Here is a 15,517-nt window from a genome sequence, read left to right on the forward strand (position 1 = left end):
TCTGATTTCCTTTAATGCACGTCGTATTCACCGACAATGTTCACTGCATTTCCGCTGCCGTCTTTGAGCGGCGTTTCGCTCGTGAGGCCAACATGTGTGTTTGAGAAATAGGCATAGCCAACCTGGCCTCCCCACTTGTCAAACATATCCCCGCAATCGATGGGGATACCCTGCCACGAATAGGTTCCGGTGCAGTTCGTCGCAGTCCCTGCGTAATTAGCGAGCGCTGCCAGCGAGTACGTGTTCGTCTGTGTCAGCGGAGCGTTCGATCCGTCAAGATTCGGGAAATTTCCTTTGCCGTTGAAGTACGACGCCAGCTTCTGCTGCGTCCTGTTCAATCGCAGCCGTTGCTCATTGACAGCGTCGTTCATATCCTGGCGGGTCTCCCAGCGATACCACAAACTGGAATTGACAGGGCACCAGCTGTTCGCCGTCGCAAAGCTCCCAGTGCCGCAGGTGTTCGTCGCCAGGAACGTCGCCTGAGACATGCCCGCCGTGGGATCCATCGAATAGAGGACCACGCGCTGGTATGACCAAACGGAGTCGACCAGCGTGCCGGTGACCGCGTAGCCCTGCCAGTTGTTCATGAACGAGATTACGTGCGAGTAGCCCGGCGTCGCCGCAAGTGCAGCCAGACTCGCTGGAAACTGACCTTTTTCCTCGTAATACTGCTGAATCGATTGCGCAAGCGCCTCCAACTGCACGTGCTGCCCCGACGCCTTATACGATCGCATGATGGCGAAGTCCTGCCTCGCCAGGTCAGCATAGACACTGGCGATCCAGAGCATTAGGGCGGCAGCAAGTGCAGGGTACATGCTTACAGCGGATGGAAGATGGTGACGGTACGATTGCCCGATGCATCAACGACCGTATATTGGACGTTCGGGTCAGCAGCGTCGCTCGCGGCCAGAGTCTTCACACCGGAGCCATACTTGGAGACGAGCTGACTCGTGATCGTGTCTGGGAAAGTGAAGACGAACGTATGGCCGCCACCCGGACCGCCAGCTCCGCCACCGAAGGTGAACGGATAGCCAGAAATGGAGAACGTACCGCCGGAGCTCTGAACCGCGCTGCTCAACGGAGTCACGCCCGCCGTATCCATGACGTTGGAATAAGCTGCGGCCAGGTTGCCGGAGCCGCCAACCAGCACGTCCAGCAGGGTCTTGCCGGCAGCCGGCAAAGGGTTCGCTGCAACGGTGGCGGGGACGCCTGCGGTCTGCGCCAGAATTACGGTGTTCTGCGACAGCTTTTTGGTGGTCTCGTAAATTGCTTCTCCCTTTGCGCCGCCAAAAATGCCGATGCCGAACTGCTTGGCACCGATGACGCCCAGAATGCCGATGATGACGATCACGAACACCAGCTCGAGCATCGTAAAGCCGCCTTGCCGACGCTTGAATTTAGTATGGTTGATCACGAATTTTCTCCTTGAAGTTGAATAAAAAAGATCTGTTTTAGAAGGTCAGCACCAGGTTGTTGCCGGTCACAACAGCGTCAGGTGCTAACCCTTTGGAGACACTGCTATGAATTCTTAATGCCGCGTAATGGGGCGAGGCATTTGCTGCTTTCGTTCCTGTGGCGTCGTAGTCCCTGCAATACTGGATAGCGCCACCCCAGATCGTTGTTCCGAACTCCGACGCAGACAGGCCGAGGTACGGCAGAATCACTGTGTCGTTGGTCAGGTCGTACCAGCCGTCCAGGCATCCTTGGTTGGTCGCAGGGTTGGCCCCGCCCATCGTTCCAGGGTTAGGGAGGAACCAGTTCGTGCCATCCGACGCCGCCGCACTACGCTGTTTCTCGCGCACGTAGCCCGTCAGCGTTTCACGCAGACGGTTTAGACGGGACGCGGTCGTTCTCAGCATTTGCTGCTGGAGGTTAAGCGTCGAGAACTTCTTCGCGGCACTGTCTTTTCCGGCAGTCGTCCACGTGACGATATTCGCCGCCGTGAGTGCTGGACTGGCGCCAGGAATGCCGGTGGCCGGATTCGGATTGCACGTCGCATCCGCCTTTGCGCAGCCGGTGGTGTACACGACGCCGTACTGGTAAGTCAGCGTAACCAGCGGCCCGGCCGTGAATTCAAGTGGGTACGTCTGAGTCAGGCCTGAGACCATCTGATACACCCGGATGCGGTGCGATGCGTAGTTATCGTCGAGGAGCTGGTTGGGGTCGATGCTCGTATCGTTCAGAAGCCCTTTCAGATACAGCCCAGTAGCCGACACGTCAGCAGGATTGTAGATCCCGCTGACGGTCCCCGCGCCGGTGTAAGGCGCAGGCATCTGTCCGAGCGGGCTGTAGGGGTTACCATGCGCGAAATTCAACAACGCGTCAGACAGGGCACTGTTCGCGGCCTTTTGCACTTCCGTGTATGTCCCCTTCTTGGCTGTGATCGCCGAGCTCAGTACTGGCGCGGTCACGATGCCGACAATACCGATGACGAGCACGGTAGCTACCAGCTCGAGAAGTGTAAAGCCTGATTGGTGACGATTGATCATGACGTGGACCCTGGCTATCAGTTTTGGCGCTGGACGCTAACGCGCAGCGCGAAATAGTAGGTGCCGACACGCTTGACGTTCGACTTCTGCCCAAAGATTGGCGACAGCACGCCGTCCTTCAGGCCCGGCACACCGCCATCGGTGCTGTCGGTTTCATCGTCGGTCTGGCCTCCTACTACGATCAGATCGCCGTCGGCCAGCAGGGCCTCGCCCTGATAAAGCAACCGCGTCACGATCGGGATCGGCTGGGTAACTGGAACCACGTTCGCGCCGCTGTTGAGGGACTGCTGAACGTTCTGTGTGCCGGACTGGATAGTCTGGTTCAGGGTGATCTGGGCCCGGATCAAGTTCGTCGACACATCCAGGCGCGGGTAGATGCGCAGCGAGGTGCCGAAGTCCACCGGCGTGAGCGTGTTCTGCGTGCCGACCGTGGCCTGGCCGACGCCGCCCGACGCGGTATTCTGCGACACCGAGTTGAAGTAGCGAGTAACCGTCTTGGAAAACTCGCCTGGAACGCCAGAGGGTACGGCCACCAAGGGCTTTTGCACGATCTTGACCGTACCGATATTTCGCAGGTAGTTGTTGAAGATTTGCAGACCATCGAGCGGGCTCGCGATCCCCAGTAGCGTGTTCGCAACCGGTGCATTATTGGAGGAGATGCTTGGGATCAGGCTGTTGCCAGAGAAGTTCACCGTAACGCCACCCAGGGCATTGTTCGAGTACGCAAGGCCGTAGCGGGCCTTCGCGAATCGAGCAAAGCTGCTAATGTCAAGGCCCTCACTAGCGTTGTCCTCGGTTGTAACCATCACGATTTCACCGCTGAAGCTGATCAAGCTGTTGTACATGTCCCGCACGCGCGACAGGTACTTATCCAGATCGTGCAGGACCCAGCTCGGCGCCTGAACGGTGATTGCGCCGGTTTCCGGATTGAGCGCGAAGGTGCCAACCTTCTTGCGAGCGAACATATCGGTGGCACCACCGTTCTGAGAGCCGGATCCATTCAGCGGCATCATCGGATTTTGACCGCCCATCGACATGTTGGGCACGCCGATCGGCGCGATCGCCGGGACAACTTGTCCCTGGGGCGGATTCGAGGAATCTTGCACGGGAGCCTGGCTTGGCAGCAGCACTTCCAGACGACTGGTGAGTTCCGCGCGCAGGCTGCCCCAGAAATCATCCGTGCTGCTGATACTCGTTCCCGATGGCGCGCTGGCGGTGCTCTGCGCGACATTCGTTCCCTGGTTCTGGCCGTTTTGCTGTTGGCCGCCGGACGACTGCGATTGGCCTCCCTGTTGCGCGCCGCCGCCTTGGGCAGATTGCTGCTGGTTTGGACCGGTCTGACCTTGATTGTTGCCAGAAGCCGCGATACCAACAGCGCCGCTCGACGCGCTGTTGGAGCCAAATGAGGTGCGACGATTGCCCACGTTCAGGTACCACGTGCGCGAGGCCATCGGGCGGATAACGATCGTTTGGGACTTTTCGTCCAGGTCGTAGTCCAAACCCATAGGGCCAAGGACGATGCGCAGTCCTGCCTCGACGCCGGTTTCGTCAAACCCCAAGCCCGAATAGGTGTACTGGTCCAGCGGCAGTTGTGCCGAGGTGACATAGATGCCCTGGTCAAAGCACATTTTCACGATTTCCTGCAGCGACAGTGGGCGCTTCTTGTCGTTTCGCAGTTTCAGGCGCTTCTTTGCCAGCCAGTTGTCTTCTACTTCCGGGGCCACTTCGACCACGGGCAATACAACGTTATCGCTGAAACGCACTGTGTTGACAGCCTCGCGCGCAGCGGGAACGGGCGCGCTCAAGTGGCTACGTGCGACATCATGCGCATCTTGGGCATCGGCCTGGCTCAGCTTAGTTTGCGAAGCGCAGCCGGTCAGCAACAATGCCGCTGCGGCGATAGGGGTGATCTTGAACATTATTTTTTCCCTCGATTGACATAGACCAGCTTGTTGCGCGTCACCTGAACGTCGAGATGAAGCTCCTCTGGGATGGCGGCGAACAGAGCAGCAACAGCGCTCTTGAAATCGCCCTCGAAAACATTGGAGCCGCGCAGAATAAAGCCTTTATCAACCGATTTGCTCCACTCCAGGCGGTAGCCTGCGCGCTCGCACCACTCGTCGAGTTTGGTCCGCAGGCTATCGCCTGCATTCACGGTCCAGATTTCTGTCTGCTGGACCGGCATCTTCGCTACGGCAGCAGCCAGTTTCGTGTCGGCCTTTCCGCCAGCGCCGCTCTGTTGCCCTGCGATCAGCTGAGTCTTGGCGTCGCCCTCTGCCGACAGGCGCACCACCTTCTCGTTCCGAAGGTTCTCGACTTTCACATGTGCGGCCGCAGCAGTGCGAGCGACCAAGGCCTCCCAGGTGCCCTTGCCGTTCAGGTCAATTTTCCTTTGCGGGATTTCTGCGTTCATGTATTCAATGGCATATCCCTGCGGAACGATTTCACTCAACAGGTCTGCCACGCTGATGGCCTTGTAGGCGACGCTGATTTCGCCGCCAGCTGCCGGCGCGCGATTGTCGACAAACGCGGCGTTGGCAGCTGCTGCCAGTAGCACCAAGGTTGCGGCGATGATCAATTTCACTTTTTTCATGTCTTAGTCCTTAAAATTTTCCTGTTCTTATGTATCGCCAATACCGTGGTGTCCTTGCCAAAATCACGCCGCGCCGAATCGCAAATCGAAGACGTCGCCAGAGCCACTGAATGGACCGGCCACGGATTGACATGTACAGACTTGCACCCGCATATCCAATCAAGAACAGGATGGTAGTGATGTGAAAGACCACTGCCGATACAATCAGCGGAAAGATCACGGAGCCGTCGACCTTGCCAACCTTCGTGCGGTGTCCCGCGTTGCGCCAGTCCATTTACGAAGTCACCTTTGCAAAAAATTCGTAGGCTTCGTCACGACCCATCTGGGTGATTTCCCTGAATTGCTTCAGGCTCATCTCTCCCTTGGAGATGTACGGGATGCACTGGCTGGCGAAATCCTGGCCGTGCTTCGCGGTGTACTCCCGGACAAACCGGGCCCAACGCGGGTATGGCCACTCTTCGCTCTGGAGCGCATCCTTGATCCTGCTGTCGAAAGCAATCCAGGCCGTCAGCGGCACGACGAAGCCGCTGTCCAGCGCGACGATCTTTCGCGAGCAAATGAGGCGCAGCGCGCCGAGCATCTTGGCTGCCGCTGCTGACCGTTCGTCAGATGGGAACATCTCAACGAGACGAAACATCGTCTCTTGAGGCGTATCCGCGTGAATAGTCGCGTACACGGCGTGGCCCGTGGTTGCCATCTCAACGGTTCGGTCGGCGGTCTCCTTGTCGCGCACCTCCCCCATCAGGAGGATGTCCGGCTTGCTTCGCATAGCGGCAGGAGCAGCACGCTCCCAGCTCTTCAGATGCCGTCCGATGCTGGCCTGTGCCACCAGAGGGCCACTACCAAGTCCTGCCTTGTCATAGGTGATCTCGGTAGGCTCCTCGAACGTCTGGATGCTTGGAGCAGGAGACTCCTTGGTCCGCTCGTGCAAGGCACTGGCTATCAGCGTTGTTTTGCCCGAGCCTGTGGCGCCGCTGACCAAAACCAAACCGCGGTCGATCAGGATGTCCTCCTGCACTCCCTGCGGCAGACTTTGCTTGGCAAGTTCAGGTAGACCCGACGGGATAGTACGCAAGGTGATCGAGACGCCGTCCTTCACGCCGCCTACGCGAGCCGCGATGGCATGCAGACGCAACCGCACCAACTCCCGGTCGCCACCAGGGCGATAGAACTCCGGATCTTCATCGACCTCGCCGCCGGAACCGATCTTGGTAATTGAATCTGGTCCGGCCAGAATTCTCAGTATCTTCTTCGCCTCACCGTCATCCAGCACACGCGTGGTCAACGAGTACCAGCTGCGGCGCCAGTACACCGTAATGTAGTCGTTGCTCTGCACTTTGATGTCCGAGCACCCTTGGTCCAGCGCGCATACGATCATGCGATACGCTTCTGACTGATCAAACCCAACGGGCAAACCGAAACTGTCCGGTTTAGCTGCAATCAAGGCGTCTCTCATTTGGTGGCCTTCCACTGATCGGCGTCGCCGTTGAAGGTGGGCTGCACGGTAATCCGGAAGACGGAATCGCCCACGATGATGGTGTTCGGATCCGGGCGATAGACCGTCTCGGTCGCCGCGGCGAATTTGGGAGCGGTAACCAGGCCGCGCGAATACAGCGCGTAAAACAAGCGCATGCCATTGAAGTCACGTTCCAAGCGGGCCAGATTTACGGCGAAAGTGCGGCGAGATTGCTTTCGTCCTTCCGCGTGCGCTGCGCGCACGACCGCTTCCCAGTACTGTCGCTCAACATCGGTTTTGGGGAGGACTTTGCTCTCGTCGTCACTGATCGCCTGATCGTCGCTATCGGTTAATCCCAGGTACAGGTAGTTCCTCCAGCTGCTTTGAAGGAAGGCCGCCGGTGCAATGATTCGGTACACCTTGCCCTTGACCTTCATCGAATAGTCCGTGATCGATATGACATCCTTGGCCTCCTCGATCACTGGCGGCAATGCGCCATTCGAAAAGGTCAAGGAACCGAAGTTGAACTTGGAATCCAGATCGGTCTTCTCCGACTCGATCTCGGTAACTATGCGACGGCTTTCGTCCACCAGGCCTGCGCGAGTGCCAAGCCCGGTTGCCAGCTGCTTGAGCGTTTGCGCGCGAACCTCAGAAATTCCGGCTGGAATGCCCGACGGGCGCGACGGCGCCTTGAGAAGCTTCTCAAGATTCTGGTTTTCAGTGGACGAGCTTGCCGGCAATGCACTTGACGCACAGAGCGCACACGCCAGAAACAGCACCAGTTGTTGACGGTGATTCTGCATCATCAGTAGAGTTTTGAGCGAAGTTCGATGGACGACTCATTGAGGACCACATCCGCGCGCCCGCCACACTGTTCGCCGATAGCCTCAAGGGCCTGAGCCAATGTGACGTTTCTCAGCTTGATGAAAACCGGAAGCGGCAAACGGGGCTGTGGCCCCGTGTTTTTGAAAGTTAGCTTTTGCGCAGTCGCGATGCGCTTCAGGATTTCAGCCGCATCACCTTCCCAGATCACTGTCATGGTGTCGCCGGCCAAACTCGCGGGGACAGTCGCATCGATCATGGCCTCCTTGCTTTCGTCCGCTCGCTTAATTGCGGCCTGAATCGAGAGCCGCACACCAGGGGAGTCGTCGACAGGCTTTTCCATTGGATGTTCCGCGGCGCAGCCCACCAGGACTGCCCCGATGGCAACGGCAAACATCACTCGAATTCGAAGTGCGTTTGGGCTTGGCATTTGTTTCGTCCTATAGCTATAAAATGAATCTAGGGCGTAATGTACATTGTCGCGCGTGCCAATGCAAGTTATGTGTGGTTTCTCGATTAGGTGACCAGTAGGACCCGCTTGGCATGCTTGCAAATGTTTCCAGCGAATGCTGGCTTCGAAGCAGGTTTCCAATTTCTAAATTATGGCTATGGGACAGAACATCGAGGGCGGCATCAGCGCGCGACCACCTGCTGCGGCGCCTCCTCCAGCTGCAGCACCAGGTCGACCGCGGCCGCCGCGCACGCGCCGCCGGCGCGCCGCGGTGCCGGCGCTGGCCGGAACCTCACCCAGGCACGCTCCAGCTGCGGGCTGGCCGCCGCCGGCGCCGGGCCAACGCCAACACCTGATCACCGCCAGATCCCCGATCGCCGCCGGCGCGCGCGGCGCGGCGCTGGCCACGGCCATCACCAGCTGCTGGCCCGCCCGCTCCGCCGGCTCGGCGCCTGGCCGGCGCCTCCTTCGGCTGCAGCACCAAGTCGCCGACGGCCGCCATGCACGCGCCGCCGACACACGCAGAGCGGCGCTGGCTCCGGACATAACGCTTCCAAGAAGTTGAGGCTTCGGTTTTGTTTTTGAAGGTGGTCATTAAATGAAAAGCAACAACAACATCAGGCAGGCGTTAGCCTGGCTGTTGTTGTTTACTTTAAAAAAACAACACCTTTAAAAAGCTTTGGGTTCCAGATCTCCTTTACCTACGGGCGCTATTCAAAGTATTGCCATAGTATTCGGGGTGAATTGCCATAGTATTCGGGGGACCATTGCCATAGTTTTCGGTGCATTGCCATAGTCTTCGGGGTCTATTGCCATAGTTCTCGGTGGCACTTTTTGGGGGTTTTCACCAATTGCCATAGTTTTCGGGGGATTGCCATAGTCTTCGGGGGCGGGCTGTGGATATGTTGCCCAGCTATATCGACTCGGATTTGGCACACGACTTCTCACTGCGCAGCAGCAAGATGAATTGCCTATCGGCCATGATTGCGTACTTTCTAATTATTTATCATTGTAATTATGTAAATGTGGGGAAATTGATTGCCATAGTTTTCGGGGCGTGGTTGCAAATTGTTCTCCAGCAAGGCTCGCAATGCCATAGCTTTCGGCCGCATTGCCATAGTTTTCGGGGCGTGGTTGCAAACAACTTGTTCTGTGCATGCGTGAAATGTCATAGTACGATTGGCAGACTATGGCAGTAATTGCTACGATCCAACATCACCTAAACTTCACTCATGGCTATGTCTGAACAAGCACCCGCTACGCAAGATTCGAGTCGTACGCCCTCTGCACCTGCCACTGATCTGGCCGCACCGGCAAAGCAAGAAGTGCGAAAGCACGTTGCAGCTATCCATACTTCGGGGGAGTTGGGACTGGTCGAGCGAAAGCTTGTCAACGTGCTCTTGCTCAATGCGTACGACAACCTGGCGACCACTCGGCAGCATCGGATCAAAGTAAAATTGCTCATGGCGATGCTGGGATGGACCAAGAGCGAGGACACTGTGCACTTGCAAAAGGCGCTTCTCGGCATCGTGACCACTCCAGTCGAATTTAACCTGATGGAAGAAAACCCGGACTCAGTTAAATTGAAGAGATGGACGGCCACGTCGTTGTTGGCGCAGGCAGACTTGGAAGATGGCTACTGCGTGTACGAGTACTCGACCAAGCTCGCCGCAGAACTTGCTGATCCTGACGTGTACGCGATCATCAATGTTGGTATTCAACGCCAGTTCAGCTCAGGATATGCGCTGACGCTGTACGAAAATTGCGTTCGCTACAGGCGCACGGGTTCCACCGGCATAATGGCGCTGGAGAAATTCCGAAAACTGATGGGCGCGACAGCCTCGACCTACGATGACACACGACGCCTGATGGAACTCGTCGTCAAAAAGGCGAAGAATGAAGTCAACAAGGTTTCGGACATCGAGATTACAGAAACGTACGAGCGTATTGGTCGCAAAATCGTGGGGATCAAGTTTTCAGTCGAAGACAAGGCTCAGTCGACCATATTCAAGGAAAGCCAGCAGCGTATCGACGATGCTCGTGCGAGTGAAACATTCAAGCGCCTGGTCAAACATGGTGTCGGTGAAAAATTGGCAGTCAGCTGGGTCATGACGGACGAGCACCGGGCCAAGGCCGCCTTGGATATCACCGAGCAAAAGGCCAGGAACAACCTCATCAAAACAACCACCGCCGGCTACGTCCGGCGGCTCATCGAGAATTCTGACATCGATCTCTCCCCGAGCACGTTTGAGCAAGAGCTGGAGGATGCGCGGAAGCGGGACGCGGAGGAAAAAGCACGCAAGGCCGCCGTCCAAGCAGTTGATGCCAAGGCCGTCGCGGATCGGACAGAGAAGGTTACCGCACTGATGCGCCAGCTGTCCGAGCAAGAACTGAAGACCTACACGCAAATCTACATGGCCGGCGCGGGTTCCGCCGACTGCAATAGCTACCGGCCGGAGGCGAATACTTTCAGCAACGTGACCGAGCGTATTAAGTTCCGCGGCTGGTTACGTGATCAAGTGGTCCAAAAGCACAATATCTGACCCAATCGCTGGTTTTGCTCCACATTTGTGGGGCACTACTGTAGCGTTTACCGTTAACTCCTTTGGGTATTTCATACCGAATCGTTGCTTTTCTTCCGAATCGGTTGTATTCTCCGTGAAATTATTGTTTACATTGCCATCTTTTCATAGGGACTGATGGTGGCTAAACCTAGCCTGGAGCGGAATATGGACCTGGGATTCGACCCCAAACCTCAATGTGTGACTGCAGACGATCTGGTTGCTCTATCCGAACGATCAGGGCGGATGTTGCAGAAGATTCGCGATTCGATGTTGCAGCCGCACCCACGCAAGGAAGCTCCAATCTTTCCGAGCAATAAGCTCCAGGCACTCTGCGGCATCGACAAGACCAAAATGAACTACAACCTTAAATCCGGCCGTCTTCCACAAGGACAGCAGGATGCGCCTGGCCGCATGAGGAAGTTCACCCTGGCCGAAACGATCGAATGGACGAAGGCAATGCTCAAACCACCCGCTCGCCCGGAAGGCCAGCGGGGCAAGATTATCACCGTAGGGAACTTCAAAGGTGGCGTCACAAAGACAACCACCTCTACGATCTTGGCCCAGGGCCTTACGCTTCGCCGCGGTCGGAAGGTCCTGTTGGTGGATCTTGATCCGCAGGGCTCGACCACCACGCTCTTCGGCATCAATCCCCATGCGGAGGTCGATGCCGAAGCAACCGTATTGCCTGTCATTGAGGGCACCCAGCCGGATCTGCTCTACGCGCCTCAAAAAACGTATTGGGACAACCTGGATCTGATTCCGTCCTCTACTGATCTCTTTAACGCGGAGTTCCTGCTGCCTGCGAAAGTGCACACGAACGACGCGAATTTCGAATTTTGGTCTGTTCTCGAGAAAGCATTGGACCCCCTCCGTGACGAGTATGACTACATTATTCTCGACACGGCGCCAACGCTATCCTACCTGACGATCAACGCGCTGTTCGCAGCCGACTCGATCATTGTGCCGGTAGTGCCTGATACCTTGTCATTCGCCTCAATGGCGCAGTTCTGGTCCCTATTTTCGGATCTCGTACAGGGGATGCGACGCTTTAACGGCGATGCCAAGGTTGGAAAGACGTTCGACTACGTCGACGTGCTGATCACTAGGATTCCGAATAAGCCGGCGGCGATGATCGTCCGTGATTGGATCATCAAGACCTACGGTGACCGCGTGCTCCCCGTGTCGATTCCCGAAACCGATCTGATTCGCACGACCAGCAATGAATTCAAGACGATCTACGATATGCCCAATTATGAAGGCAGCGCCGATGCATATCGTCGTATCTGCGATCCCTACGATCAGTTCGTCGATCACATCGACCAGAAAACCTGCCAGATCTGGGGCGCTACTTAAAGAACTCATACTATGTCAAACCCAAAATCTTCTATCGCCAATCGGCAGGCCCAGTTCGCCGCCAGCATCAACCTGGACGACGACGATGCCCCTGCCTCGCAACCGTCCGCAATTCGCGAACCAAGGACCGCACCTGGTCAATTGATGAGTTTGCAGGCACAGTTGCGTGAAGCTCATACGCTTATCGCGCAATTGCGCCAAGGCGCCAGCGCCGGCCAGGTAGTGGACTTGCCACTTTCCGATATTTACAAGGTTCCTGGACGCCAGCGTGTGCTCAGCCCACAAGAGCGCGCTGAACTGAAGGCGAACCTGGCCAATAATCCCCTTGGGAATCCGATCGTTGTGTTGCCTCGCAACGAGCGGGGTCATGAACTGTTTGCCGGTCATAACCGTCTGGACCTGTACGGCGAGCTTGGTCGGCTGACTATCCCAGCGATTATCCGAGATTTCGATGCCGAAAAGGCCAACGTCTTGGCGTTTTACGTCAACCTGTTAGCGCCGGATCTCCCCGACTACGCCAAGTACGTTGGGCTGAAAAGTCGCCAGGAAGAGACTGGTTTTAACCAGGCGCAGCTCTCGGAGGAGTCTGGCCTGGTACCTCAGTCTGTATCGCTGTTATTCAATTTCGAACGGCTGCCAGCAGCGGCTCGGGAAATCCTGGATGTTTCTCCGCATATTCTCGGCGCCACCGCAGCCAAGAAACTCGCCGACGCCGCCGATAAGGGAAAGGCTGATCGAGTTGTAGAAGCGCTGGGATTACTCGCGGCATCAACAAAAGAAAATCGCTTCACCGAGGAGAACGCGGTGCAGTATGCCAACGGCTCCCTAAAGCCCGCCAAGCAAGCTGCAAAGGCCAATGGGTCTACTGTTCGCCAGGGAGCAAAGAACTTCTGCAAGATTACTCCCAGGGCCAACCAGGTGACGTTTAAATTTGCCGACGAGGAAACGTCCCTCGTATGGGCTAAGAAATTTGAGGAATTCTTGCGTGCCGAGTTGAAAAAATCGGATGACTAACGCCAAATGAACAATTGGAGAAAACCAATGTAGAACATCGCGCTTAATGCGAGTCCCACATAGACAAAAGCCCGGGTCTGCAAACCCAGGCTTTTGAATGTAAGGAAGACCGTATCGAAGGCCTTCACGGCTACACACCGACGTCAATCGGAAGTGCAGGACACCACATAGAGCCTGCAGTGTAGCATTACCTCGATGCGTGTCAAGCCTTGGGGACTCTTTTTCCCTACGAAAAGGAGTTTTTATGACACGGTCTCTCTATAGTGCCGGGCAGGCGGTCGCCTGTGCTCGATTTTTACCTGCGCCTCTAATCGAGGCCCGGGCGTCTGTTTTTGATCCGCTTAACTGCCAGGATTTAAATCTCACTGCGCGTCGTGCCTTGTTTGGCATTCTCACGTTCCTCAATCTCGCGAATAAAACCAAGGCTATATTTCCGCGCCGCGATACCTTGCGCGCCGAGTCACTCATACAGTCCGATGCCACGCTTTACCGCGGCTTGGCCGTGCTCGAGGCTAAAGGGTATATCTCGCGAGCTCAGAAGCGCAACAACCGCAACGGCAAGTTTTATCTTTCGCCGATCGCGTTGACCGATAAAGCATTGGCGTTACTCGGCCTCGGCAAAGTTATTCACAAGAAACCGTCTCTCGTCCTGAGAGACGGCCATATAAAGAAGGAACTTACCAAAGATAATCAATCTTTAAAGAAAACAACCAGCGAGCAGGATTCTGCGAAAAATACCGAAATCGACGGAAAGACAAGGCTACCCAACGAACTGGTGCCGTTATTGAATCTCGACGTTTCAAAAAGCGCTATTTGCTGGCTCATGAACCAATGCAAAAAGCACGGGAAGCGCCTTGGTGACGTTTATCGCGTTGTTGAATCCAATGTAAAACCATTGCGAGGAAAAGCTGTTGTAGCCTACCTGATGGCGCTGATCAAGAAAGATATCGACTTCAAATGGATCGCGAAAGACAAGTCCGACCGCGCCGTTGAAGATGAGAAGGCTCATGCCGTAAAAGTCGAAGTCAAGCAGCTGGACGATCGCTATGACGGGTGCGAGGTAGTTCGTCAGGACGGAACCATGATTGGTATCTTCCGGGCCGCCGAGACGCTTGGCGGTATCGCCTTCGTCCATGGCGCTGATGGAAGCTTGCCAGTCAACCAAACCTTTGTGCGTGCTTGGTTGGACGGTTTGATCCGGTTGCGTCCGAAAAGTGATTTATTGTACGGCGGCGACTTCACTGACGAGGCGTTCTAGGTCTGGGACTGACGTCCATTGCCGTGACGCGTCTTTCAGCGTCATGAAGTGACACCGCATACCACTCGGTTGCATGCCGCCCGGGATGTCGATAGGCCTTGCCTTCTTTCGAGAGCGATAGGAGGCGCGAGGTTCAGTTTCTAACGGATGGCGATCTTTGGCGTTAAAACATCCGCGCCTCGATGCGTTCAAGGCTGATGAACCAACGATTAGATCTGTTCGAGGTGAATCAAAACTTTTGATTCTTTTGAAATCAAGCACTTAGGGCGATAGCCGAAGTGAGCAGAGAGATCTATTTGGTCCTGGAAGTTTCAGGCCCTGCCCTGGCGCATTGGACGCCAGTGCTATCACCTCACCATCGTTAGATCCGCGATCCGCCGCCTGCACGTGCGGCGCTGGCCAGCACCACGCCCAGGCAAACACCAGCCGCGGGCCGGCCGCCGCCGGCACCGCGCTCACCCCTACCCCTGATAACCGCCAGATCTCCGATCGCCGCCGGCGCGCGCAGCGCGGCGCTGGCCACGACCATCACCAGCTGCTGGCCCACCTGCTCCACCAGCTCGGCGCCTGGCCGGCGCCTCCTTCAGCTGCAGCACCAGGTCGCCGGCGGCCGCCATGCACGCGCCGCGGTACCGACGCTGGCCAGCACCACGCCCGGGCACGTACCAGCTGCTGGCCGGCGCCGCCGGCGCCCGGGCACTCGCCAACACCTGATCACTGCCAGATCCCCGATCGCCGTCGGCGCGCGCAGCGCTGGCCACGGCCATCACCAGCTGCTGGCTCACCTGCTCCGCCAGCCCAGCGCCTGGCCGGCGCCTCCTCCAGCTGCGGCACCAGGTCGACCGTGGCCGCCATGCACGCGCCGCCGGCGCGCTGCGGTGCCGGCGCTGGCCGGAACCACGCCCGGGCACATAACAGCTGCGGGCCGGCCGCCGCCGGCGCCGCGCCAACGCCAACACCTGATCACCGCCAGATCCGCGATCGCCACCGGCGCGCGCAGCGCGGCGCTGGCCACGGCCATCACCAGCTGCTGGCTCACCTGCTCCGCCAGCCCGGCGCCTGGCCGGCGCCTCCTCCAGCTGCGGCACCAGGTCGACCGCGGCCGCCATGCACGCGCCGACGGCGCGCCGCGGTTCCGCCGCTGGCCGGAACCTCACCCAGGCACGCTCCAGCTGCGGGCCGGCCGCCACCGGCGCCGGGCCCACGCCAACACCTGATCACCGCCAGATCCCCGATCGCCGCCGGCGCGCGCGGCGCGGCGCTGGCCACGGCCATCACCAGCTGCTGGCCCACCTGCTCCGCCAGCCCAGCGCCTGGCCGGCGCCTCCTCCAGCTGCAGCACCAGGTCGAGCGCGGCCGCCATGCACGCGCCGACGGCGCGCCGCGGTGCCGGCGCTGGCCGGAACCTCACCCAGGCACGCTCCAGCTGCGGGCCGGCCGCCGCCGGCGCCGCGCCAACGCCAACATCTGATCACCGCCAGATCCCCGATCGCCGCCGGCGCGCGCAGCTGGTGATG

14 protein-coding genes are annotated in these 15,517 nt (G+C 57.7%); 4 read left to right on the forward strand and 10 right to left on the reverse strand.

Annotation, left to right across the window (positions count from 1 at the left end; all coding sequences use genetic code 11):
- Positions 1-11: 11 nt before the first annotated feature.
- From ACSQ3S_RS33185 to ACSQ3S_RS33220, 8 genes are all read right to left on the reverse strand, one after another.
- Entirely contained in the window at positions 12-788 is a 777-nt protein-coding gene (locus ACSQ3S_RS33185) for a hypothetical protein (RefSeq protein WP_436145221.1), read from the reverse strand.
- A 29-nt stretch (positions 789-817) separates the two neighbouring features.
- The gene (locus ACSQ3S_RS33190; protein ID WP_436145222.1) at positions 818-1,414 is read right to left on the reverse strand and encodes a prepilin-type N-terminal cleavage/methylation domain-containing protein; all 597 of its coding nucleotides are present in this window, start codon (positions 1,412-1,414) and stop codon (positions 818-820) included.
- Between the two features lie 37 nt (positions 1,415-1,451).
- Positions 1,452-2,489: a type II secretion system protein gene (locus ACSQ3S_RS33195; RefSeq protein ID WP_436145223.1), complete on the reverse strand. Its 1,038-nt coding sequence runs from the start codon at positions 2,487-2,489 to the stop codon at positions 1,452-1,454.
- A 17-nt stretch (positions 2,490-2,506) separates the two neighbouring features.
- Entirely contained in the window at positions 2,507-4,408 is a 1,902-nt protein-coding gene (locus ACSQ3S_RS33200) for a hypothetical protein (RefSeq protein ID WP_436145224.1), read from the reverse strand.
- Complete coding sequence (locus ACSQ3S_RS33205; RefSeq protein ID WP_436145225.1) at positions 4,408-5,082, reverse strand: TcpQ domain-containing protein; 675 nt, start codon at positions 5,080-5,082, stop codon at positions 4,408-4,410. The genes ACSQ3S_RS33200 and ACSQ3S_RS33205 overlap by 1 nt, the downstream gene beginning before the upstream one ends.
- A 274-nt stretch (positions 5,083-5,356) precedes the next feature.
- Positions 5,357-6,538, reverse strand: a complete 1,182-nt coding sequence (locus tag ACSQ3S_RS33210; RefSeq protein ID WP_436145226.1) for an ATPase, T2SS/T4P/T4SS family — start codon at positions 6,536-6,538, stop codon at positions 5,357-5,359.
- The gene (locus tag ACSQ3S_RS33215) at positions 6,535-7,344 is read right to left on the reverse strand and encodes a type IV secretory system conjugative DNA transfer family protein (protein ID WP_436145227.1); all 810 of its coding nucleotides are present in this window, start codon (positions 7,342-7,344) and stop codon (positions 6,535-6,537) included. Before ACSQ3S_RS33215 ends, ACSQ3S_RS33210 begins: the two co-directional genes overlap by 4 nt.
- On the reverse strand, positions 7,344-7,703 hold the full coding sequence (locus ACSQ3S_RS33220; RefSeq protein ID WP_436145228.1) for a DotD/TraH family lipoprotein: 360 nt from the start codon (positions 7,701-7,703) through the stop codon (positions 7,344-7,346). The genes ACSQ3S_RS33215 and ACSQ3S_RS33220 overlap by 1 nt, the downstream gene beginning before the upstream one ends.
- A gap of 1,340 nt (positions 7,704-9,043) precedes the next feature.
- On the opposite strand from ACSQ3S_RS33220, the gene ACSQ3S_RS33225 reads away from it, so the two are divergent.
- The 4 genes from ACSQ3S_RS33225 to ACSQ3S_RS33240 all read left to right on the forward strand — a co-directional run bounded on the left by ACSQ3S_RS33225 (position 9,044) and on the right by ACSQ3S_RS33240 (position 14,000).
- Positions 9,044-10,354, forward strand: coding sequence for a replication initiation protein (locus ACSQ3S_RS33225; protein WP_436145229.1), 1,311 nt, complete (start codon positions 9,044-9,046; stop codon positions 10,352-10,354).
- A gap of 186 nt (positions 10,355-10,540) precedes the next feature.
- Positions 10,541-11,728 (forward strand): ParA family protein, encoded by a 1,188-nt coding sequence (locus tag ACSQ3S_RS33230; protein WP_436145230.1) that lies wholly within the window; start codon positions 10,541-10,543, stop codon positions 11,726-11,728.
- Positions 11,729-11,740: 12 nt separating this feature from the next.
- Entirely contained in the window at positions 11,741-12,742 is a 1,002-nt protein-coding gene (locus ACSQ3S_RS33235) for a ParB/RepB/Spo0J family partition protein (RefSeq protein ID WP_436145231.1), read from the forward strand.
- 244 nt (positions 12,743-12,986) lie between these two features.
- The gene (locus ACSQ3S_RS33240; protein WP_436145232.1) at positions 12,987-14,000 is read left to right on the forward strand and encodes a hypothetical protein; all 1,014 of its coding nucleotides are present in this window, start codon (positions 12,987-12,989) and stop codon (positions 13,998-14,000) included.
- 781 nt (positions 14,001-14,781) lie between these two features.
- Here ACSQ3S_RS33240 and ACSQ3S_RS33245 read toward each other — a convergent pair.
- Entirely contained in the window at positions 14,782-15,039 is a 258-nt protein-coding gene (locus tag ACSQ3S_RS33245; RefSeq protein WP_436145233.1) for a hypothetical protein, read from the reverse strand.
- Positions 15,040-15,153: 114 nt separating this feature from the next.
- Positions 15,154-15,411, reverse strand: coding sequence for a hypothetical protein (locus ACSQ3S_RS33250; protein ID WP_436145234.1), 258 nt, complete (start codon positions 15,409-15,411; stop codon positions 15,154-15,156).
- Positions 15,412-15,517: the final 106 nt, after the last annotated feature.

This window comes from Duganella sp. LjRoot269 (assembly GCF_964254095.1).
GTDB lineage: Bacteria > Pseudomonadota > Gammaproteobacteria > Burkholderiales > Burkholderiaceae_D > Rugamonas > Rugamonas hordei.